This window comes from Pirellulales bacterium, from assembly GCA_036499395.1.
Lineage (GTDB): Bacteria > Planctomycetota > Planctomycetia > Pirellulales > JACPPG01 > JACPPG01.
In genome coordinates, this window is sequence record DASYDW010000122.1 from 22,590 (window position 1) to 42,816 (window position 20,227).

The 20,227-nt window shown below is 61.7% G+C and carries 14 protein-coding genes; 6 read left to right on the plus strand and 8 right to left on the minus strand.

All coding sequences use genetic code 11. The features are described 5' to 3' along the window. Window positions 1–80 precede the first annotated feature (80 nt). The 5 genes from VGN12_22855 (at window position 81) to mgtE (ending at window position 6,259) form a co-directional block, all read left to right on the plus strand. Window positions 81–824: a hypothetical protein gene (locus tag VGN12_22855; protein ID HEY4312306.1), complete on the plus strand. Its 744-nt coding sequence runs from the start codon at window positions 81–83 to the stop codon at window positions 822–824. Further along, on the plus strand, window positions 802–2,271 hold the full coding sequence (locus VGN12_22860) for a RimK family protein (protein HEY4312307.1): 1,470 nt from the start codon (window positions 802–804) through the stop codon (window positions 2,269–2,271). Before VGN12_22855 ends, VGN12_22860 begins: the two co-directional genes overlap by 23 nt. Further along, window positions 2,268–3,515 (plus strand): glutamate-cysteine ligase family protein, encoded by a 1,248-nt coding sequence (locus VGN12_22865; protein HEY4312308.1) that lies wholly within the window; start codon window positions 2,268–2,270, stop codon window positions 3,513–3,515. Before VGN12_22860 ends, VGN12_22865 begins: the two co-directional genes overlap by 4 nt. Window positions 3,516–3,831: 316 nt before the next feature. Further along, a complete protein-coding gene (locus tag VGN12_22870; GenBank protein ID HEY4312309.1) occupies window positions 3,832–4,650 on the plus strand; it encodes a class II glutamine amidotransferase in 819 nt (272 codons plus the stop codon). Between the two features lie 226 nt (window positions 4,651–4,876). Further along, window positions 4,877–6,259: a magnesium transporter gene (gene mgtE / locus VGN12_22875; GenBank protein ID HEY4312310.1), complete on the plus strand. Its 1,383-nt coding sequence runs from the start codon at window positions 4,877–4,879 to the stop codon at window positions 6,257–6,259. A gap of 50 nt (window positions 6,260–6,309) precedes the next feature. Here the strand turns inward: mgtE and VGN12_22880 are convergent, their stop codons facing one another. From VGN12_22880 to VGN12_22900, 5 genes are all read right to left on the minus strand, one after another. After that, window positions 6,310–7,749, minus strand: a complete 1,440-nt coding sequence (locus VGN12_22880; GenBank protein HEY4312311.1) for a DUF1501 domain-containing protein — start codon at window positions 7,747–7,749, stop codon at window positions 6,310–6,312. A gap of 9 nt (window positions 7,750–7,758) precedes the next feature. Beyond that, entirely contained in the window at window positions 7,759–10,749 is a 2,991-nt protein-coding gene (locus tag VGN12_22885; GenBank protein ID HEY4312312.1) for a PSD1 and planctomycete cytochrome C domain-containing protein, read from the minus strand. A gap of 2 nt (window positions 10,750–10,751) precedes the next feature. After that, window positions 10,752–12,056 carry a DUF1552 domain-containing protein gene (locus VGN12_22890; protein ID HEY4312313.1) on the minus strand — a complete coding sequence of 435 codons (1,305 nt, stop codon included), beginning with the start codon at window positions 12,054–12,056 and terminating at the stop codon, window positions 10,752–10,754. A gap of 132 nt (window positions 12,057–12,188) precedes the next feature. Next, entirely contained in the window at window positions 12,189–16,421 is a 4,233-nt protein-coding gene (locus VGN12_22895) for a DUF1592 domain-containing protein (GenBank protein ID HEY4312314.1), read from the minus strand. After that, window positions 16,418–17,101, minus strand: coding sequence for an FCD domain-containing protein (locus VGN12_22900; protein ID HEY4312315.1), 684 nt, complete (start codon window positions 17,099–17,101; stop codon window positions 16,418–16,420). The genes VGN12_22895 and VGN12_22900 overlap by 4 nt, the downstream gene beginning before the upstream one ends. 412 nt (window positions 17,102–17,513) lie before the next feature. On the opposite strand from VGN12_22900, the gene VGN12_22905 reads away from it, so the two are divergent. Beyond that, window positions 17,514–18,062 (plus strand): hypothetical protein, encoded by a 549-nt coding sequence (locus tag VGN12_22905; protein HEY4312316.1) that lies wholly within the window; start codon window positions 17,514–17,516, stop codon window positions 18,060–18,062. Here VGN12_22905 and VGN12_22910 read toward each other — a convergent pair. From VGN12_22910 to VGN12_22920, 3 genes are all read right to left on the minus strand, one after another. After that, complete coding sequence (locus tag VGN12_22910) at window positions 18,049–18,507, minus strand: hypothetical protein (protein HEY4312317.1); 459 nt, start codon at window positions 18,505–18,507, stop codon at window positions 18,049–18,051. The two genes, VGN12_22905 and VGN12_22910, sit on opposite strands and share 14 nt — an antisense overlap. 655 nt (window positions 18,508–19,162) lie before the next feature. Further along, the gene (locus VGN12_22915; protein ID HEY4312318.1) at window positions 19,163–19,711 is read right to left on the minus strand and encodes a hypothetical protein; all 549 of its coding nucleotides are present in this window, start codon (window positions 19,709–19,711) and stop codon (window positions 19,163–19,165) included. Between the two features lie 106 nt (window positions 19,712–19,817). Then, window positions 19,818–20,210: a hypothetical protein gene (locus VGN12_22920; protein HEY4312319.1), complete on the minus strand. Its 393-nt coding sequence runs from the start codon at window positions 20,208–20,210 to the stop codon at window positions 19,818–19,820. Between the last annotated feature and the right edge of the window lie 17 nt (window positions 20,211–20,227).

Here is a 20,227-nt window from a genome sequence, read left to right on the forward strand (position 1 = left end):
AAATCTGCCGAGGCGCGAGGGATGCAATTACAGCCGGCGAGGGCCCTGCTTTGCGGGGCCATTGGGAGGTTTCAGGGACGTTGGATACGAATCTGATTGTCGAGATGCTGCCGCAGCCGGATGACTACACATGCGGCCCGACCTGCCTACACTCTGTTTACCGCTACCACGGCGACCAGATCGACCTGGAGCAAGTGATCTCGGAGGTGGGGCGCGTCGAAGGGGGCGGTACGCTCGACGTCTTTCTGGCCTGCCACGCATTGCGCCGCGGCTACACGGCCACGATCTACACCTATAACTTGGCGCTGTTCGATCCCACTTGGTTCCGTCCGGCCCGGCCCGACCTGGCGGACCTGCTCTTGCAGCAGATGGAATACAAGGCGTCGCCGAAACTGAAAGTGGCCACGCGGGCCTACCTGGAATTTCTCGAACGCGGCGGGCAACTGCGTTTCGAGGATCTAACCGGCAGCCTGATTCGCAAATACCTCAGTCGTTCGATTCCGGTGCTGACGGGGCTAAGCGCCACTTACCTACACCGCGCGGCGCGCGAACACGGTCCCAACTGCGAGCCGGACACCGTGCGCGGCGAGCCGACCGGGCATTTTGTCGTTCTCTGCGGCTACAACCGGGACACCCGCGAGGTGCTGGTCGCTGATCCGCTGGCGCCGAATCCCGTGGCTGGTGACAACCGCTACGTCGTCAGCATCGAACGCGTGATCTGTGCCATTCTGTTGGGCATCCTCACCTACGATGCGAACCTCTTGATTATTGAACCGCGCAAGCAGCGCAAACAAGGAAGTCATGGCGGTATTGATCATCGTTAATAACGTCAACGAGTGGCCGTTTCAGATACCGGGGGTGGCGGTCGTCGACGCGAAGAGTTATCTCACTAAGCCCGAATACGGCGAAGTGCGCGGTGCGAAGGTGTTTAACCTGTGCCGTTCGTATCGCTATCAAAGTCTGGGCTACTATGTGACGCTGTTGGCCACGGCCCGCGGGCACAAGCCACTGCCCAACATCATGACCATCCAGGATATGAAGTCGCAGACGGTGGTGCGCTTCGTATCGGACGACCTGGACGATTTGATCCAGAACAGCCTGGCGCCGATCGAGTCGGACAAGTTCACGCTGAGCATTTACTTCGGGCGAAATTTGGCCCGGCGCTACGACCGGTTGAGCCTGCACTTATTCAATCTGTTTCAGGCGCCGCTTCTGCGAGCGCAATTCACCAAGAACGGCAAGTGGCAGTTGCGGCAGATCGGCCCGGTGCCAGTCGACGGCATTCCGCAGCAGCATCGTTCGTTCGTGCTGGACGTGGCGACCGAGCATTTCGCCGGCCGGCGAGCGCCACTTCGAAAGCGGAATCCGGCGAAGTACGACCTGGCTTTGCTCGTGAATCCCGACGAGCCATTGCCACCGTCAGATGAAAAGGCGCTCGATCGATTCGTCCGCGCCGCCGAGGCCGTGGGCTTACAGACTGACTTGATAGGCCGCGACGATTATGGCCGGCTGGCGGAGTTCGACGCGCTGTTCATTCGCGAGACCACGGCCGTGGCGCATCACACCTTCCGCTTTGCCCGGCGGGCGGCGATGGAAGGGCTGGTTGTCGTCGACGATCCGGAGTCGATTCTGCGTTGCTCGAACAAGGTCTATTTGGCGGAATTGCTAACCCGGCACAAAATCGCGATTCCCCGCAGCGCGATCGTCAACAAGGACAACGTCGACACGATCGGCCAAGAACTGGGCTTTCCCTGCGTGTTGAAGCAGCCGGACGCGGCCTTTTCTTTGGGCGTGGTCAAGGTCGAGAGCCAGGCCGCGCTCGACGAATGTGCCGAACGATTCCTGGAGAAGTCGGACCTGCTGATCGCCCAGGAGTTTCTCCCCACGACCTACGACTGGCGCGTCGGCATTTTCGATCGACAGCCGCTGTACGCCTGCAAATACCACATGGTGCAGGACCATTGGCAGATCGTGAAGAACGAATCGTCGGGCAAGCGCCGCTATGGCCGGACCGAAACATTTCCAGTGCAGCAGGCCCCTCGGCAAGTGATCAGTACGGCGTTGCGGGCGGCGAACTTGATCGGCGATGGGCTATACGGCGTCGACATCAAGCAGAGCGGTCGCCACTGTTACGTGATCGAGATCAACGATAATCCCAATATCGACGCCGGCGTGGAAGACGGCTTTTTAAAGAACGAGTTGTACAGCCGCATCATGGACGTATTTCTGGAACGCATTGAAGCCACGAAGGCTGGCAAGAGGATCACGTGAGCACCGCCTTGCGATTGCGATTGTTCGAAGCATTTGGCGTCGAGCTGGAATATATGATCGTCGACGCACGGTCGCTCGACGTGCGTGCGATCGCCGACGAGTTGCTGCGCGACGCGACCGGCGGCGAGGAATATGTCGGCGAAGTCGAGTCCGGGGACGTCTCCTGGTCGAATGAACTGGTCGCCCACGTGGTGGAATTGAAAACGACCGATCCGGCCACTTCGCTGGTGCCTCTCGCCGGCTCATTTCAATCACAGGTGCGTCGAATTAATGAGCTGCTGGCACGGCATGGCGCCAAGCTGATGCCCGGCGGCATGCACCCGTGGATGGATCCGCTGCGCGAGACAAAGCTATGGCCGCACGATTGCAACGAGATCTACGAGGCCTTCAACAAGATTTTCGATTGCCAGGGGCATGGCTGGTCGAACCTGCAAAGCGTGCATCTGAATCTGCCGTTTGGGAATGACGAAGAGTTTGGCCGGCTGCATGCCGCGATCCGGCTGGTGCTGCCGATCCTGCCCGCCCTGGCGGCAAGCAGTCCGATCGTCGAAGGGCGTGGCTCCGGCACGCTCGATACGCGGCTCGAGGTCTACCGCACGAACAGCCGGCGGATTCCGGCGATCACGGGACATGTCGTGCCCGAGCCGGTGTTCAGCGAAGCAGACTATCGGCAAGTCATTCTGAATACGCTGTACGCCGAAATCGCGCCGCACGATCCCGAGGGGGTGCTGCAAGAAGAATGGCTCAACGCGCGCGGAGCAATCGCGCGCTTCGAGCGCAACACGATCGAAATCCGGGTGCTCGATATCCAGGAATGTCCGGCCGCCGATCTGGCCATCTGCGGTCTGACCGTGGCGGCGCTGCGGGCATTGGTCGACGGGCGGTTCACGACGCTCGCCCAGCAGCAGGCGTGGCCGGCCGAGCGGTTGGCCGAGATCCTGCTCTCGGCAATTCGCGATGGCGAGCAGGCCATGGTCCGTGACACGGAATACTTGCGTCTGTTCGGATTGGACGCCTCGTCGGCCACGCTGGCCGATCTGTGGCGCCACATCAACGATCGCGTCGCCGATCGGCCGGGTCGAACACCCGAAACGGACGAGGCCCTACAGGTGATTTTGCAACAGGGACCGCTCGCGCGGCGGCTGTTGCGGGCCTTGGGAGGCGAATCGCCAGACCGGGCAGCGCTAACGCAGGTATACGGCCGGCTGTGCGATTGCCTGTCGCGCGGCGAGATGTTTTTGTAGGGTGTACTGTCTGCACCATCTTCGTTTTTACACCACAGCACCGTTCGGCGGGTGACGCGGTACGTGCAACCCATGGTGCCCACAGGGCACCCTACGAATATGGGCGGAGCCTGTGGCACACATCCATCTCTGACCTAGGCCATGTGGTCGCTCGTCAGTATAATTCCTCGGTGCGCGACGTGTCGTTTGGTGCGATAAGGGGCTGACCGTCACCGCTCGTTTTTGGCTCCCGCCGCTTTCCCGTTGGATCCGTTCGCCTGGCAAGAGGCCCGCGGAGCCTGATTCCCTCTTCGCCAGTTTCGTCCCGGGTCAGACTATGTGCCGATTGTACGGTCACATCGCCGCGCGTCCGCTGCCGCTCTCCGGCATGTTGCTTGACGAGCCGCATGCGCTCCGCGCACAGAGTTGCGGCGATTGGCGCGGGGAGAAGCATCGCGACGGTTGGGGGATCGGCTATTTCGAGCAGCACGAGCCGCGGGTGATTCGCCGTCCAACCGCGGCGCCCGAGGACAACGAATTCGTGACCGCCGCGCGGCAGATCGTGTCGCCGGTTGCAGTGGCGCACGTACGCCAGGCTTCGGTGGGTGACCTGTGTGTCGCTAACGCGCATCCGTTCACGTTCGGAAGTTGGGTGTTCGTCCATAACGGAACCGTGACCGGTTTCGACCAGTTGCGGCAGGGGCTAATCGACGAAACCGACGGCGATCTGCGGCGCCAGGTGGGCGGAACGACCGACAGCGAGCAAGTTTTTTTCTGGCTGTTGAGCCGGCTGCGGCGCGCCGGCCAGTCGGCCGAGGGGCCGTGCGGGGACCTGGCGGTCGTCGCGGGCGAGATGGCCGCGGCGATTCGGATTCTGGCCCGCCGCAGCGAGGAAACCCAACCGGACGAGCCGACGCGACTGAACTTTTTGCTGACCGATGGTGTGGTGCTGATCGCCTCGCGCTGGAGGCATAGTCTGTACTGGACGAATCGCGCGGGGCCGTTGATCGCTGGGCCGAATGGTGCCGATGGCGGGACGTTTCGTGGTGTGGCCGTGGCTTCGGAAACAATCGGCCAGGCACCGTGGTCCGAGGTGCCCGACGGTCAGATCCTGGCGGTCGATGCGGATATGGTCGTTCACTGGCGGACAATCTGACAATCGATCGCAGGCGCGGAAATTCGGATATTTGGCGCAGGCGGGAACGGCCTTTAGTCGCAGTTCGTAAGATAGACTGAATGCGGAACGCAGCACCTTTAGCCAGGGGGAGTGCTCCGCCGAACGAAATTGTTGCTCGACCAGAAATTGGGTGAGTGCGAAACCGAGATCCGAGACTATTTCTTCCTAATCGCCGACCGCCGAATCGCATTTTAAAGGCCGTGTTATGCGTCATCCCCTATTAGCGCCGGATCTGCGCGAGCTAGTGCTCGAGCGTGAGGAGAAGGCGCTGCGGGATTTCTTCGTGCCGCACCATCCCGCGGCCACGGCCGAATTGCTCGACGACCTGGCGCCGGAGGAATCGTTGTACGTGTTGGCGCTCCTCGGGGGACGGGTGCGAGCCGAGGTGTTTTCGTATCTCGAGCCGGAACTGCAGGACGGTATCGCGCAGTTGATGGATCGCAGCGTGCTGGCGGCACTCGTGAGCGCGATGTCGCACGACGAACGGGCCGACCTGATTACGCGGCTTCCCGAGGAACGGACGCAGCAGATTCTGCCATTGTTGGCCCAGGCCGAGCGCGAGGATATCCGGCGGCTGACGGCGTACAAGGAAGACACCGCCGGCGCGGTGATGACCAGCGACTATGCCACGGTGCCGGCCGAATTGACGGCGGCCGCGGCGATCGACCGCCTGCGGCACGAGGCCCCGGACCGCGAGACGATCTACTATTGTTACGTGCTGGATGATCATCGCCGTCTGGTCGGATTCGTGTCGCTGAAGAATCTGATTCTGGCGCCGCCGCAGCGGCGCGTGGTCGATCTCATGCAGCGTGAGGTCATCTCGTCGGTCGTGGACGAGGACCAGGAAATCGCCGCCGGCAAGTTGATGGAATACGACTTGCTCGCGCTACCGATCGTGGACCATGAGAATCGTCTGGTCGGCATCATCACGCACGACGACGTGGCGGACGTGATCGTTGAAGAAGCCAGCGAGGACGTCTATCGCTTAGGCGCCGTTGGTCCGCTGGACGATAGTTATCTGCGCACGCCACTGGTGACGATGTGGGGGAAACGCAGCTTCTGGCTGGCGATCCTGTTTTGCGCCGAATTCATGACGATGATGGTGCTATTGCGGTACAAGGAAACGTTCGACGCGGTGCCAGGGCTGGTGCTGTTCATCCCGCTGATTATTTCGGCGGGCGGGAATTGCGGATCGCAATCGGCCACGATCATCACCCGGGCCCTAGCCTTGGGCGAAGTGCGCCCCTCGGATTGGTTTCATATTGTGTGGCATGAAATCATGATGGGGGCATCGCTGGGGCTGACTCTGGGGGCGTTGGGATTGGTGGGCGCCATCGGATTCTTGCGCACGCTGGGGGGCCACGACGAAACTGTAGGAAACGTGACCGTGGCACACATGGCCATGGTCGTGGCGATGGGGGTCGCGACCGTCGTTGTCTGCGGCAACCTGGTGGGGGCGACGTTACCGCTTTTACTCAAGCGTCTGGGGCTCGATCCGGCGCTGATGTCGAATCCCGTGGTCGCCAGCCTGGTGGACGTGACAGGCATTCTGGTCTACTTCGCCATCGCCGAAGCGTTCCTGATGTAGAACGCAGTTTGCCGCGCGACAGGCGCTAACGGCTGTCATGCGCTAGCGGTTTACGCCAGCAACTCGCGCACGACGCGGCCATGTACATCGGTCAGGCGATAGTCGCGACCGCTGTGGCGGTAGGTCAGACGCTCGTGGTCCAGGCCCATCAAGTGCAGGATCGTGGCGTGGAAATCGTGTACATGAACTGGATCCTCCGCGACGCGGACGCCGTATTCGTCGGTGGCGCCGTGTACGATGCCCGGCTTAACGCCGGCTCCAGCCAGCCACGAGCTGAACGCCCAGTTATGGTGCTCGCGCCCCTTGGCGTCGGCCAGATTATTGAACGGGGTACGACCGAACTCCGTGGTCCACACGATTAACGTCTCGTCGAGCAAGCCGCGTTGTTTCAAATCGCGTAGCAAGCCCGCGATCGGGCGATCGACGTTCAAGGCCAGCCGCTCATGATCCATCATGTCGCCGTGCGAGTCCCAATTGTTGCTGGAGCCAGTGTCGATCAACTCGACGAAGCGGACGCCGCGCTCGATCAATCGCCGCGCCACCAGACACTGCCAGGCAAACCCTTTGGTGCTGCCCGGTTCGAGGCCGTACAGTTCGTGCGTCGTCGCGGTTTCCTGCGACAGATCAAAGCCCTCGGGCACTGCCATTTGCATGCCGAAGGCAGTCTCGAACGATTTCATCCGCGCGGCCAACAGCGCGTCGTCGCTGCGCGCAGCCAGGTGACGGCGATTCATTTTTGTAAGCGCCGCTAGTTCGATCTCCTGTCGGCCCATCGGCACGCGCGGCGCGATATTGGCGACTGGCTCCTTTCCTGGCACGACCAGCGTCCCTTGATGCGCGCCGGGCAAAAAGTCGCTGGCGTAGACTTGCGAGCCGGCATAAGTTTGCCGAGGCGCGATCACGACGAACGACGGCAGATTGCGGTTTTCGGTCCCCAGTCCATAACTGACCCACGAGCCGATGCTGGGACGCGCGAACGCAAACGACCCGGTATGCATGCCGAGCGTGGCGTTGTAATGATTCGAATGGTCGGTATGCATTGACCGAATGAGGGCAATGTCGTCCACGCACGCCGCGACATGTGGAAAGAGCGTGCTGACCTCGGTCCCCGACTGGCCATGTGGTCGAAACTCCCACTGCGGCCGCTTGAGATAGATATGCTCGTAGCCGGGGCGATTTTGAATCTCGGGATGGTCGAGTTTCACTTCGCGGCCGACATCGGCGTGCAATTTCGGCTTCGGATCGAAGGTGTCGATATGCGACACGCCGCCGGTCATGAACAGAAAAATGACGTTCTTTGCCTTGGCCGGGAAATGGGCCGGGCGCGGTGTCAGCGGATCGGGCGTCGAGGAACGCGTCGCATCCTCGGCCAATAGCTCGTGCAAGAGCCCCGGCATGAGCAGCGATCCCCCCACGAACGAGCGAAGCATCTGCCGGCGCGAACAGCCGCAGCGATCGTGCGTGGCGGAGTTGTCGTCGGCGTGGTTCATCGTGCGGCCTCAATCGACGTGCAAAAACTCATTGCTGGAAAACAATACGCGAGCGAGCGCCGCCCAGGCTGTCGCGTCGCGATCCGCGGCTCTGTTAGGCTGATCGGCATCGCTAACCGCCGGCGCATCGCGATACGTGGACAGGAAGGCGATCGCGTCGACTTGTTCGTCGGCTGCCGGCGAACGGCCGAATAGCTGCCGATACGCGAACTCGACACGCGCTGTCTCATCTGCTGTCGTGGCGACCGTGAGCGCGGCGAACTTCGCGGCACATTCGTGCAGCAGCGGGTCGTTCAAAAAGAACAGAGCTTGTGTCGGCACCGTCGTTATGTCACGTGTCGGCGTGCTGGCGTTTGGATCGGCGCCGTCGAATAGGGCGAAAAATCGCGTGCGGCGGTTTCGCTTTTGCATCACGTACACGCTGCGCTTCTGAGTGTCGTATTCGTCGGCGAAGGGGCCATGCTGCGTGAACGACCAGTTTGATTCAGGAGGAAACGGATGCGTCTCGCCCGGCGTGCGATCGAGTGTACCACTGGCTGCCAGAAGCGTGTCGCGTAACTCCTCGGCCGTCAGGCGGCGCCGCGCGAATCCGGCGTATGAATTGTCAGTGACGCCGGTCGCCGCTTGCTGATAGGTGGCGCTGGTGGTGATTAAACGATCGATCGCGCGCAGACTCCAACCGTTTTTGACCAACTGACTGGCCAGGTAATCGAGCAAATCAGGATGCGTCGGAGGAGCGCCGCGCGAACCGAAATCGTTGGGGGTTGTTACCAGGCCGCGGCCGAAGTGCCACTGCCACAATCGGTTCACGATGACACGCGCTGTCAGCGGATTGGCCGGATCAACGAGCCAGCCGGCCAACTCGCGCCGTCCGCTGCCGGTCGAGGCCGTGACTTGTTGCCCGCCCAGAAAATCGGGGAACTTGCGCGGCACCTCGTCTCCCAGATCCAGTGGTTCGCCGCGCCGTTGCAGGCGCGCGTTCTTGGGCTCTCCTTCGCTCACGGCGAAAGCGCGCGGTACCTGCCGATCGCGATCGGCGAGTGCGTCGCGGTTGCGCTTGGCGTCGTTTAGTTGTCGTGCCGTCGCGGCCAATTCGAGAAACGCGTTTGTGAGCGTCGGGTCAGCGTAGTGCGTTACTTGCCAGCCGACGCCGTCTGTTCCGCCGGGGTGCGCGTCCGTCACGCGACCGTTAATCGAAACGCGACCGTCGATCGGTGAAAGCCAGGCGAGCGCCACCGCTCCTCGCGGGCCCGGATGCATGAAAAACTGTCGCGGCGGCAGGCTGGTCCACACCTTCACCCGTTTACGCGACGTGTTGGCGAACACCGACGGTGTTTCGCCGCTGCGCCAACCGCGCAGCTCGGTGCGCCCTTCAATCGATTCCAGGCTTTCACCCAGAAAAGTCGGCGCGGCGGAAACGTCGAGAAATCCCCACGTGCCCACTTCGCCATGCGAGCCGGCGTGCGGGTTCGCCGCTGCCAGATCATCGATCAAGTCGGCGGCATTCCAGCGCTGTGCCGCGTCGCCGAGTTCCGCGATTTCGAATTCAACCTGCGTGCTGTCCGCGCCATGATTGCCGCGCGGGGTGATGGCCAGTTGAATCACTTCGCCGCGACGCACGGCGACGTTCTCCATGGGCGTTTGCGCGCCCTGCGTGAGATCGCCTGACTGTCCGTCGTCGATCTCGCGTGCTGACAATAGCTTCGCGCTCGCTAATAACGAGGCCTGCAAACGTGCGCTCTGCGCGGACTGGGCGTCGGTCAGGCTTTTGACCTGTGCGTCGGCCTCTGGAATTTTCTCGGCCGCGGCTTGCACTTGGCGTTCATACGCAGCAGGGGACAGTAGCGGCACCAGATCGCGCGGCTGTTGCTGCGGTTCGCAGCCGGGAAAGGCAAACTTCGTGCTGGAGAAAATGCCGTACAGCCCGTAATAGTCGCGTGCCGTGAGCGGATCATACTTGTGGTCGTGGCAGCGGCAGCAACCGATCGACAGGCCGAGGAACGACTTGCCCAGCGTGTCGAGCGTGTCCTCCAGCGTCAGGTGCATGTCCTTTTCGATGTCATGACCGAAGCGCCGTGCGATCGCCAAGTAGCCGGTTGCAATCACACGATCGGCGTACAACTCGTCCGGTCCATCGAGTGCCAGAAGATCCCCCGCGATCTGCTCGCTGAGGAATTGGTCGTAGGGCAGGTCGCGCGTGAAAGCGCCGATGACCCAATTGCGATATCGCCAGGCGTGGGGCAGCGGATGGTCGGAATTTTCGCCCGCTGTGTCGGCGTAGCGCACCACGTCCAGCCAGTGCCGGCCCCACTGCTCGCCATGTGCGGGCGAGGCGAGCAGACGGTCGACCAGTCGTTCGTAGGCTTCGGGCGAGGCATCGTGCTCGAATGCCAAGACGTCTTCGGCCGACGGTGGCAAGCCGGTCAGGTCGTACGTCAACCGACGAATGAGCGTCCGCCGATCGGCCGCAGGAGCTGGACGCCGACCATTCGCTTCGAGTTTCTCCAGGATGAAGCGGTCGATATCGTTTCGCACCCAGGTCGCGTCCTGCACCGGGGGTACGGCGGGCTCGCGCACCGGCTCGAATGACCAGTGCTTAGTGGCGTCAAACTGCGCTCTCTTTTCAGGCCAAGGGGCGCCTGCCGCGATCCAGGCTTCGAAGGCCGCGATTTGATCGGCGCGCAGCTCTTTGTCCGGCGGCATGGCCGACACATCGTCGGCGTGTTTGATCGCTTTAATGAGCAGGCTTTCGGCGGGCTTGCCCGGGATGATCGCGGGGCCGGAATCACCTCCGGCGATCAACGCCTCGCGTGAATTGACGCGCAGATCGCCGGCCACCTTTTGGTCACCGTGGCAGCGAAAACAGGTGCCGGCCAGGACGGGGTGAATCTTCTCGTCGAACAGCCGCAAGCCATCGGCGGGATTAGCTTCGTCCGCGCGCGCACCGGCCACGATCCATAGCGCGATAGCCAGCGCAATCAGCGGCCGGGCCAGAAGCACGCTTACACCTCCGAAAGCGGCTGGCTGGCATCTCCGAAGCGATCCGTGTGGATGCCGACTTTGTCGAGCATCGACATGTAGAGCCGGCACATCTGCCGGTTCGGCTTGTCCGAGTAGTCGAGGGCACGGCCCGTTTTTATTTTGCCGCCGCCCCGTCCGACCATTACCACCGGCAAGCGGGTTGCATCGTGACCGCCAGTCATCATGCTCGAACAGAACATGATCATCGAGTTATCGAGCGCCGTACGTTCGCCCTCTTGCACGCTGTCGAGCTTGCGGGCGATGTAGGCCAATTGTTCGACGAACAAGCGATTTACTTTTAACCAGTCGTCCGAATCGGTGTGCGACAGCAGGTGGTGGATCATGTAGTCCACGCCCAGGTTCGGGAACCGCAGCGACGAATGGTCGTTATTCAGCTTCAGCGTTGTCACGCGGGTCGTGTCGGTCTGGAACGCCAGGACCAGGATGTCGCACATTAAACGCATGTGCTCGCCAATGTCTTGCGGCAGTCCATCGGCGGGGCGGGGAATATTCGGCTTGTCGAGCGTGGGGCGCCAACCCTGTAACTGGCCGGCTTGCCCGGCGGTCTCGATGCGTTGCTCCACTTCGCGGACGCTGTCCAGGTATTCGTCGAGCTTGCGCTGGTCCGAGGTGCTGATCGTGCGACGTAGGTCGCGCGCGTCGGAGAGGACCGCGTCGAGCACGCTTTCGTCGCCGCGGACGACTTCGTCCTTGAACAAACGATCGAAAGCCAGCGCCGGGTATAGCTCAAGCGGCGTGGGGGTCGTCGGGGATGTCCAGGAAATATGTGAGCTGTAAAGCATCGAATAATTCTTGTGTACCGACGAGTTCGACTTCTCGCAGCCCAAGACCAGGCTCGGCAGCTTCGTGGCCCGGGCGTTGTGCTGGGCAATCATCTGGTCGACGCTCGTGCCGGAGCGGATTTCGCCCCCCGAGGCGAGCGGCGCACCCGAGAGCAGGTTGCCAGTCTGCGAGCTGTGAATGTTCCCTTTCAGAGCTTGCTCGTTGTACAAACCGCTGAAGAACAGCAGCTTCTCGCGGAAATCGTTCAGCGGTTCGAGCACCTTGCCCAACTGCATGTCGCGCCCTTCGCCCTTGGCCCACCACTCCTTCGAGTGAAAGCCATTGCCGCAAAACAACACGGCCAGGCGAACCGGCGGTTCCTGATTCTTAGCGGCCGGTCCCGCGTCCTCGGCCCAGGCGGGCAACGATTCGAGCCAGGGGAGCGCCATCGTGACCCCCAGACCACGTAAGACCGAACGGCGTGTAAGGCGGAAATCTTGCATCGGGGACACCTGTATCTTCCAGGGCGTGTGAGTTTGTCAGGTTGGTTGTTGTGCGATCGAACGCGCCGAAACAAGTTCGGCGGTTGAAGTAGTCAGGACGGGCAGTCTAAACAGGCGGACAATAATTATCGTTTAGCGGGCGGCGTCTGCCGTGCTTGGCTCCTCGGTTACATCCACGGCCGCGGCACCGCGGTGATAACGAAACTGTTGGCTGCGGACAATTGTTTCGACCGCGGCCGAAAATCGGTAGTCGTGCTGGGTGAGCTGTACGAGCATCTCGTCCACCAGCGGCTGGTCGGACAGTTGCACGCCACGCCCCAACGAATAGCCTAACAGCTTGCGGCAGAAATAGCGCAGCATCTGGTCCTTACGCTGGGTGAGCAAGTAGTTGCGCAGGCCGGCCAGTCCGTCGACATGCGTGCCGTCCGGCAGATCTGCCGCGGTATCAACCGGGCGATCGCCCAGGTCCTTGTCCCGCTTTCGGCCGATCGCGTCGAACCCTTCCAGCGCGAAGCCGAACGGGTCGAGTTTGGCGTGGCACACCGAGCATCCGGCGGCGCTGCGATGCTTCTCGACGAGTTGTCGAACGGTCAGCCCGTCGGTGGCGGCTTCATCCTCCGGCAAAATCGGCACGTTCTTCGGTGGTTTCGGTAGCTTTTCGCCCAGGATCATCTCCAACAGCCAGTTGCCGCGCAAAATCGGGCTGGTACGCGACGCGCCGGAATTTTTGGCCAACGTCGTGCTTAGGCCGAGTATGCCGCCGCGACCGTACTGCTTGATGCCGTCGACACGCCGCCACTCGGGGCCGCTGACGCCGGGGATGCCATAGAACTCGGCCAAGGGGCCGTTCACGAAAGTGTGGTCTGAGTCGATCATGTCCAATAGCGAACCGTCGCGCTGGAACAGATCGGCGAAAAAGCGAATCGACTCCTCGTACATGTCGCCACGTAGCGAGGCGAATGCCGGAAAGTGCTGTTCGCTCTTCTCGTCAAGCTTGTCGAAGTCATGCACGTCCAGCCAGTGGCAGGCAAACTCGGTGGCGAGCGCTCGCACGCGCGGATCGGCCAGCATGCGCCGCGCTTCACCGGTCAGAATGTCGATGTCGCGTAATTCGCCGTGCGCCGCCCGTTGCCATAGCTGTGCGTCCGGGCCAGTCGACCAGAGGAAATAGCTCAGCCGGCTAGCCATTTCCCAGTCTGTGGCCGGCAGCGGTTCAGTACCGGGCCCGGCGTTCTCGACGCGGTACAGGAATGCCGGCGAGACGAAAATCCGCGCCAGCACGACGTGAAACGCCTCGTCGTGCGAAAGTTCCTCGCCACGCAGCTTGCGGTACAACACGCGCAGCTCGTCAGCTTCTTGCGGTGTGAGCGGTCGTCGATACGCCTGCGAGGCGAAGTCGATCAGCCGGTCCACTTGCACAGGCTCGCAATCCAATAGCCGTTGCCGGAACGATACGACCCCTTCGGCGATCGACTTGCGATATGGCTCGAATAGCCCTGGATCGCTGTCCTGCGTGGCGTATTCCATGATCTGGTCGAAGGCGTCTTGCAATCGCAGCGGGTCTTGGCTCATGAAACGCAGCTCGTCCCACAGCTTGTCGAGCCGCGCGTGCTCGGCATCATCCAGCATCAGTTGGCACAGCGGTTCGTCATCGCGGTGCAAAAGCTGAAGCGTTACCGCTTCGTCGACGGGTACGATGCGCGGATAACTGACTGCCGGTGGAAACAACCGGCGGACCTCGGCCAGAGCGGCGGCGACTCGCCCCCGCGCCTGGCTTCCTTCGGCCGTCACGATCGGCGTGCCCGGAAGGAGCGACGATAGCGAGTCGGGCGCAGCCGTGCCGACGCGCGGCTGAATGCTGCCTTCGGCCCCCAAGGCAGGATCGAGCGCGGCGGTGACGATGAACTCAGTGCCGGCGACCAGTTCGGCCGGCAGACGCATGGTCAGCACCGCGGGCGCCTGCACGATCAGGTAGTTCGGCTCGGCGGCACTGCCGTCCGGCTTTTTGCCGAACAGCGCGGGATCGATTCCCCAACGAACCGCGCCGGCCATTGGTTCTGGGACGGGAAGTGAGTCGGCCGGCTGCGAACGTGCGGCGCTGGCGATCATGCCCATCACTGGGCCGACCAACGACGTCGCCTGTCGATAGAGCAACTTGTCAGGCTCATCGCCAGGACCGGGACGAGGGCCGGAGAGGAGCCGCGCAACTTCCTCCGCCAGTTGTTTCTTCTGCTCGGGATCGGTCGCGTCGCGCCAACGCGCCAGTGCCGAGTCGGTGGGGATCAATGGCGCGAATTGCACATCGGCGGCTGCCGGCTCGGTATAGAAATGCCACACACCTTGGTTGCCCAGCAGGTCGGCGTGCGGATTGCCGGCCAGAACGTCGGGCGAGATGTCTCGCGCCAGTTGCCAGACGCGGTTCGTGCCGTCCGTGGCTTTCAGCGTCAGATCGATTTCGGTCAGATCGCAGGCGTGATTTGCATCGCGCGGGCCGATGGCCAATGAGACAAGATCGCCTGGGCGAACTTTGACGTTGTCGAATGGGCCGGCGATCGGCTCCTTTTGTTGATCGCTGGTTCCACTGGCCAGGCGGCGACGCGACGAGCCACGCCGCACGTCGAGCGCCCAAGTGATGCCATTGCCGCAGGCCGTATGCGCCCGCACGACGTGAGCGCTGATTTCGATGGTCGTGGCAACCGGGCTGAGCCAGCCGGCGACGACCTGCTGCGTGGGCGAAGGATGCACAGTCACGGCATGCGGCCGCGATAGACCTGGGATATGCGCCTCTTGATCGGACGAGTTAGCCACCAGGCTCGGCAACTCGTTCGTCCCCCAGCCTTGCACGAAGTTGTAACCGCCGGAGGTTGTAATCCGACCCGTCAGATGATTTTCGACCACGACGGCTCCCTGCGGCACGGTGCCCAGATAGTTGAGCCAACCGGCCAGGGCCTGCGGATCCAACTGTCGTTCGGCGGCTAGCGCCGCAACGTCGACTTCTTCGGCCTTATCTTTTGCTTGGGCCGCAACGCACGCATCGAGATAACGGGTCGTTGCCGCGAGAACTTCTTGTCGTCGCGCGATCAGATACTCGCTTTGCCGCCGCAGGTCTTTGAGCGCCAGGGGCGCCCGGCCCCCTCCTTCGAAACGCGGATCCTGCCAGACGACTACATCGCCGGCCGGACCATCGCCTGCGTCGTTCGCCGAGACGTAAACGAGCGCCTCTTCGGCATCGGCGGCCGGAGCCAACTTCAATCGCAGCTCTTGCGAGGGCACGACCGGGTCGACCGATGCATGCCACGGCTTGAAGTGGCCGACGGTATTCGTTCGCCACAGCGAGGTCTGCCAGGGACGAACCAAGGCGACGAGCGCCGGCACGTCTTCGGCCGTCGCGCTGCGCCAGCGCGTGCGTAGTGTGTCGATCACGCTGCCGGGATAATTCGCTAACGTCGTCGTGGCCGGATCAGCCGCCGCGGTGCTGGCGTCACCGCCAGTGGTGAATAGCGTCCATAATGTGGCCAGATACTTCGGGCTCAGCTTTCTTTCGGCGGCTACGATGGCAATCGTTTTGGTGCCGGCCGTGAGCGCGTCGCGCTCGACGATCATTGCTTCGAGGTAGGCATCGAGTGGGACCCGACCGTCGCTGTCGCTATACCGGCCGTAGATGCCGCGGATGCCGGCCAGCAGTTCGTCGATCCAGTCCCCCTTGTTCGTGGCAGGCGAGAAGCGAAAGCCGTCCGGCAATAGCATCGCGTGCGAGGCGATTCCTTTGGCGGCGTCGAGGTATTTGGTCAATAGCGAAGGGGACATGACGAGCGCGTCACCCGTGTTCGTGAAGCCTTCGCCGGCGGCGCCGTCGACCGGAAATTCTTCGGCCGGCGAGAGGGGGACGCTGGTCAGGTCGCGGACCGTGTTGGTGTACTCAACATTGTTCAACCGCCGCATCACGACGCGACCAGGATCGCCTGCCGAGGCATGCGCTTCGGCATGCAGATACCGCTCGATCCAGCCACGCAATTGTTTGCGCTCTTCGGCCGTGGGCTGAGCGGCGTCCTTCGGCGGCATCTCGCCGTTGTCGAGCATTTCGGCCGCTTTTTGCCACACGCGCGGATGGCGGCGCACGTCGGCTAGTGCGGCAAATCGTTCGAGATCCAATTCGCCGGCTTGGTCCGAGGTCGAATGGCATTCGATACAAAATCGCTTTAGTACGGCGTGAGTCTGGTCGCGGTATTCGTCCGCCAGGCGGGCGAACGCGGCATCGTCAGCGTGCGCGGGCGCAAGCGTGGTTGCGACGACGACGAACGCGGCGGCAAACGGGATTCGCGCAAGGGGCAGGGCGGGGGGGCGGGGTGCGTGGGGCAGATTCATGCGATGTCCATACGACGCTGGTGACAAACGATATGTTCTTCCATTTCCTTACAGGCGGCTTCCAATTTGCCTTCGCGCAATAGTTCGATCAGCCGCTGATGGCCGTCGAAGGCCGTCTTCCACTCGGCACGCTTGACGCTCTCGCGAAAGCGCTGAAAGAAAACGGCCAGCAGATCGTTAAACGGCAGCAGCGGCGCCAAGTTGCTCGACTCGACTAATCGTCGATGAAAAGCGATATCCAACTCGACCCAGCGGGCCAGGTCGCGTTCGCGCCGCATCTGTTCGACGATTTCCTCCAGACTTTCATAGACCGACGGATCTTCCTGCATTCGCCGCATCACGTACGGCAGCACGCCGGTTTCGATCAAAACCCGGGTTTGAATCAGTTGCAAGGCCGGCGCTTCTTGCAGTGCCGGATGAAAGCCGAGGTACGACGTCACGCGTTCCAAATCAACCGAGCCGACGGTCAGTCCGACGCCCGGCTTGCTGGTGACAATGCCGAGGAACTCAAGCGCCTTCGTGGCTTCGCGCAGGCTCAAGCGGCTGACACCCAGCTGTTCGGCCAGGGCCGTCTCGGTGGGTAAGCGATCGCCCGGTTTCAGCCGTTCGCTGGTGATGAAGCTGGTTAGATGCTCGGCGACGACGTCGCGGATTTTACGCTTGGGAAGAGCTTCGAGCATCGGGGCGGGCTCCAGGCGGGGGCAGCCAGCCAAGGCTGCGTGGAAACCAGCCATTAGATTATCTGATAAACCGGCCGTGTCAAATCCGCGGCAACAGCGGAGCATAAAGGCCAGAGGCGTCGGGCTGGCACGAGTGCAAAGCGATTATACTTTCAAAGTCGCCACTCAAAAAACGCAACTCGTTGCGACGCCTAGGCAGAAAACCATGCGGCCGGCCGTTCCTCCTCTCGAACCTCGTTGGGCTGTGCGTAAAGAAGAGAGCCCGATCGCCGCAAAGGTCCAGCGCGGACTGCTGAAGAGCGCAAATGGATTCTTTGCCCGACGATCGAGAAAGCGATGGCAGGGTCGCGTTGTCGACTTGCGCGAATGCGAGTTTGGGCTTACTTCGTCGAGCGGTCACCGATACTGCGCTTTGCATGACCGTGATCGTTATCCGGTGGGGGATGCGATCTACGATGACTCGGCCCCTCCTTTTTTTCCACGACGACAGGCCGCGATTTTCGATGGATACCTAGCGGTGCTATTGCTTGATGGGCAAACATTCGAAATTTTCGAACGTCATGATGACGCAGGCGTCCTGCACGCGTTCGTCAGTGGCGAGAAGATGTGTCAGCTCGTCGAGTTGCCGCCGCCGTTGCCCGAGGGTTCCGGCTTTCGGCACTGGGTCAAGAAGACTTTTCTTGGCAGCGAGCGTTGGGATGTGACCTGCGATGCGAAGCGGCTCGGCATCGTGCAATTCACTTATCCGTTGGGTGGGAAGAAACGCATCATTGAATTCACGGCCGAGACGGGCGTGCTGCCGGTTCGTGTTGCCGGGCCAAGATACGGGGAGGGATTGTATGACACCGTAATCCCCCAGGGATCACCAGAAGTCAACGACCCGCGGTTGCTCAAGATCCATTTCCTGCTGAACCTGGCGTTCCGCATGTACGTGGTTTCTTTGGAATTCAGCGGTAGCTGATTGATCGAAACGCCTGCGTACCGCGCCAGCGAAGGGCCGAACTGATTTCCATATCGACATGTACAGGCTGACCACCGTCAATCGGCGTTACTTCAAAGAGAGTTCCGACATCATCCGAGGGTTGTTTGCCGAACGTAAGTGCCACTCGACGGCCGGAGTTCGTGTCCTCCGCCAAGTATTTATTCGTGGCGTTTTGATTGGCGAGCGGCTCGAGCAGCTTGAAGTTGGCAAAGTGGAAGTCCGTGAACCCGTTGAGGATTGCATCAAATTGCCACCGCGTGAGTTCACCGCGATACACAAGCAAGTCACCGAAGGCGTACAGATCTGAGCCGCTCCAGTTCGGGGCACGCGCACCGGCGAGGAAATCGCCGGCGGTTCTTTCGAAAGCGTCGGCCTTCATCAGGCATCCCTGGACGACACGCGCGAGAAATACATCGAGATTCATTGCTGCGAACCAATACCAAAGGTTTGCCCTCAATACATTATAGGGCCGACCGCAAGTCTAAAGGAATTTGGAACAGATGTTGCCGGCAACCCTTCCCCGGCGAGGACTGCGGATTTGCGGAGCGCGCGGCAATTCAGTCGTGCGTCGCGCACTTGTCCGTTACGCCCGCTGGTTGCGGGTGGAATACGAGTTTCCAATACGGGTACCGGTATATCTTTTTCCGTCTGAGTACATCATCACCCGCGAAGGGCAACAGGTCACAGCGTCCTTTTTCGCCCCGTTTAGCCGATCCGTCGAACCCTATGTCAGGATTGCCACGGGGGATTACGCCGAGTTGAGCAAACAGCGGGGCCGCGACAGCGCGATTGCCGCTTATATGTTGTCCTTAAATCACGAACTCACACACTATTGGCAGTGGATCGAAACCGGGAAGACTTGGGAAAAAGGTGTTGTCAGACGAGCGTCGGCAATGCTGCGGAGGTACGAAGCTAGTACTCGTCATCCTTGAACGATAGTGAAATCGTCATAGCGCCGACTCAGTGCGCCGCGCATTGCGAGATTCGCGGCACGTTTCCTATCGCAGCGGGACGATGTCCTCGACGCTGCTGTCGAAATCTGGACCGTGTCCGCCGATATAGATGGCCCGTTCGAGCGTTTACGGCCGCGATGGTCCCGAAAGTTCGCCGTTGACGTAAGGCGCGCCAGGTCCATAGGAGGGAATGCCATAACCGTAACCGAAATCCGACGAACCGTAGCCGCCGCCGCTGGAATAGAATCCGCCGATCCAGCCGTGATGCTCGCGGTAGGAAGGCACTTGCGGCCAGGCCGCTAGCGCGCGACGCGCCAGGCCGGGCCGTTGCACACTGCCATCAGGCATGACCTTCGGGGTTTGCGGCCGCGCGTCTTGCCAACTCTGGCCATCCCAATACAGCCAGTGCTTTCGCTCGACGTAGTACCACCAGCGACCCAAGTGATACCGATATCGCCAGGCTTCCTCGCGCTCGGCGATCGGGGGGGCCGGGAGATCGTCGGCAGGTGGTGACTCTACGTCTCCACTGTCGGGCACCGGAAGAGGCTCGGGCGCAGAACTCGTAACCGGCACGGTCCGGCGCGAAGTGGCGGACGTATCGGCAAGCGCATGCGGCAGCGCCGCTGCTGTAGAGAACAGTGCGGCACACCACGCGATCCCGTGCCGTAAGTTCATTTTGCGCCTATTTGAAACCGATGTTGCTCGGCAAGTCGTGGTTGGTGCGACGAAACCGCTCGAAGGCGCGTCTCACACGGCGATAGGGATATTTTTGCGGGCGCGCTCAGCGAGGGATTGGAACTAGGGAGATCGCGCTGATGTCGCGCTGCGCGGCCCTGGACGAGGCCAGTTTTTCACTCGGCAGGGGTCCGGGCTCCGGCGGCGTTTCTTCCGGCTGCTTCTCGGGGGGCGTTATCTCGTCTCCCTCCTTGTAGCCGCACGCGCAGCACACGCGGCGATAAACGCACGTGTAGTAGGGTTCCTTGGTTTTTACCGGGACCTTGGCGAGCGTGCGCTGCTCGCGCACGCAGCCGCAACGCGGTTTCCACACCGTTTCCCAGTGGAATCCCCGGCAGCGGTTATCGGGCACGCATTTCTCGCCGCATTTGACGCTCGGCCCCGGCAAGCAGACGGGTTCGCAAATCAACTTGTATTCGTAAGTCGTCTTCTCGCGCATTTCGGTCACCGGACAGC

Excerpts from the sequence above, each read along its gene's own strand:
- VGN12_22895 (HEY4312314.1), bottom strand. The coding sequence starts at position 16,421 with ATGAATCTGCCCCACGCACCCCGCCCCCCCGCCCTGCCCCTTGCGCGA.
- VGN12_22900 (HEY4312315.1), bottom strand. The coding sequence starts at position 17,101 with ATGCTCGAAGCTCTTCCCAAGCGTAAAATCCGCGACGTCGTCGCCGAG.
- VGN12_22920 (HEY4312319.1), bottom strand. The coding sequence starts at position 20,210 with ATGCGCGAGAAGACGACTTACGAATACAAGTTGATTTGCGAACCCGTC.
- VGN12_22860 (HEY4312307.1), top strand. The coding sequence starts at position 802 with ATGGCGGTATTGATCATCGTTAATAACGTCAACGAGTGGCCGTTTCAG.
- VGN12_22880 (HEY4312311.1), bottom strand. The coding sequence starts at position 7,749 with ATGAACCACGCCGACGACAACTCCGCCACGCACGATCGCTGCGGCTGT.
- mgtE (HEY4312310.1), top strand. The coding sequence starts at position 4,877 with ATGCGTCATCCCCTATTAGCGCCGGATCTGCGCGAGCTAGTGCTCGAG.
- VGN12_22910 (HEY4312317.1), bottom strand. The coding sequence starts at position 18,507 with ATGAATCTCGATGTATTTCTCGCGCGTGTCGTCCAGGGATGCCTGATG.
- VGN12_22915 (HEY4312318.1), bottom strand. The coding sequence starts at position 19,711 with ATGAACTTACGGCACGGGATCGCGTGGTGTGCCGCACTGTTCTCTACA.
- VGN12_22870 (HEY4312309.1), top strand. The coding sequence starts at position 3,832 with ATGTGCCGATTGTACGGTCACATCGCCGCGCGTCCGCTGCCGCTCTCC.
- VGN12_22890 (HEY4312313.1), bottom strand. The coding sequence starts at position 12,056 with ATGCAAGATTTCCGCCTTACACGCCGTTCGGTCTTACGTGGTCTGGGG.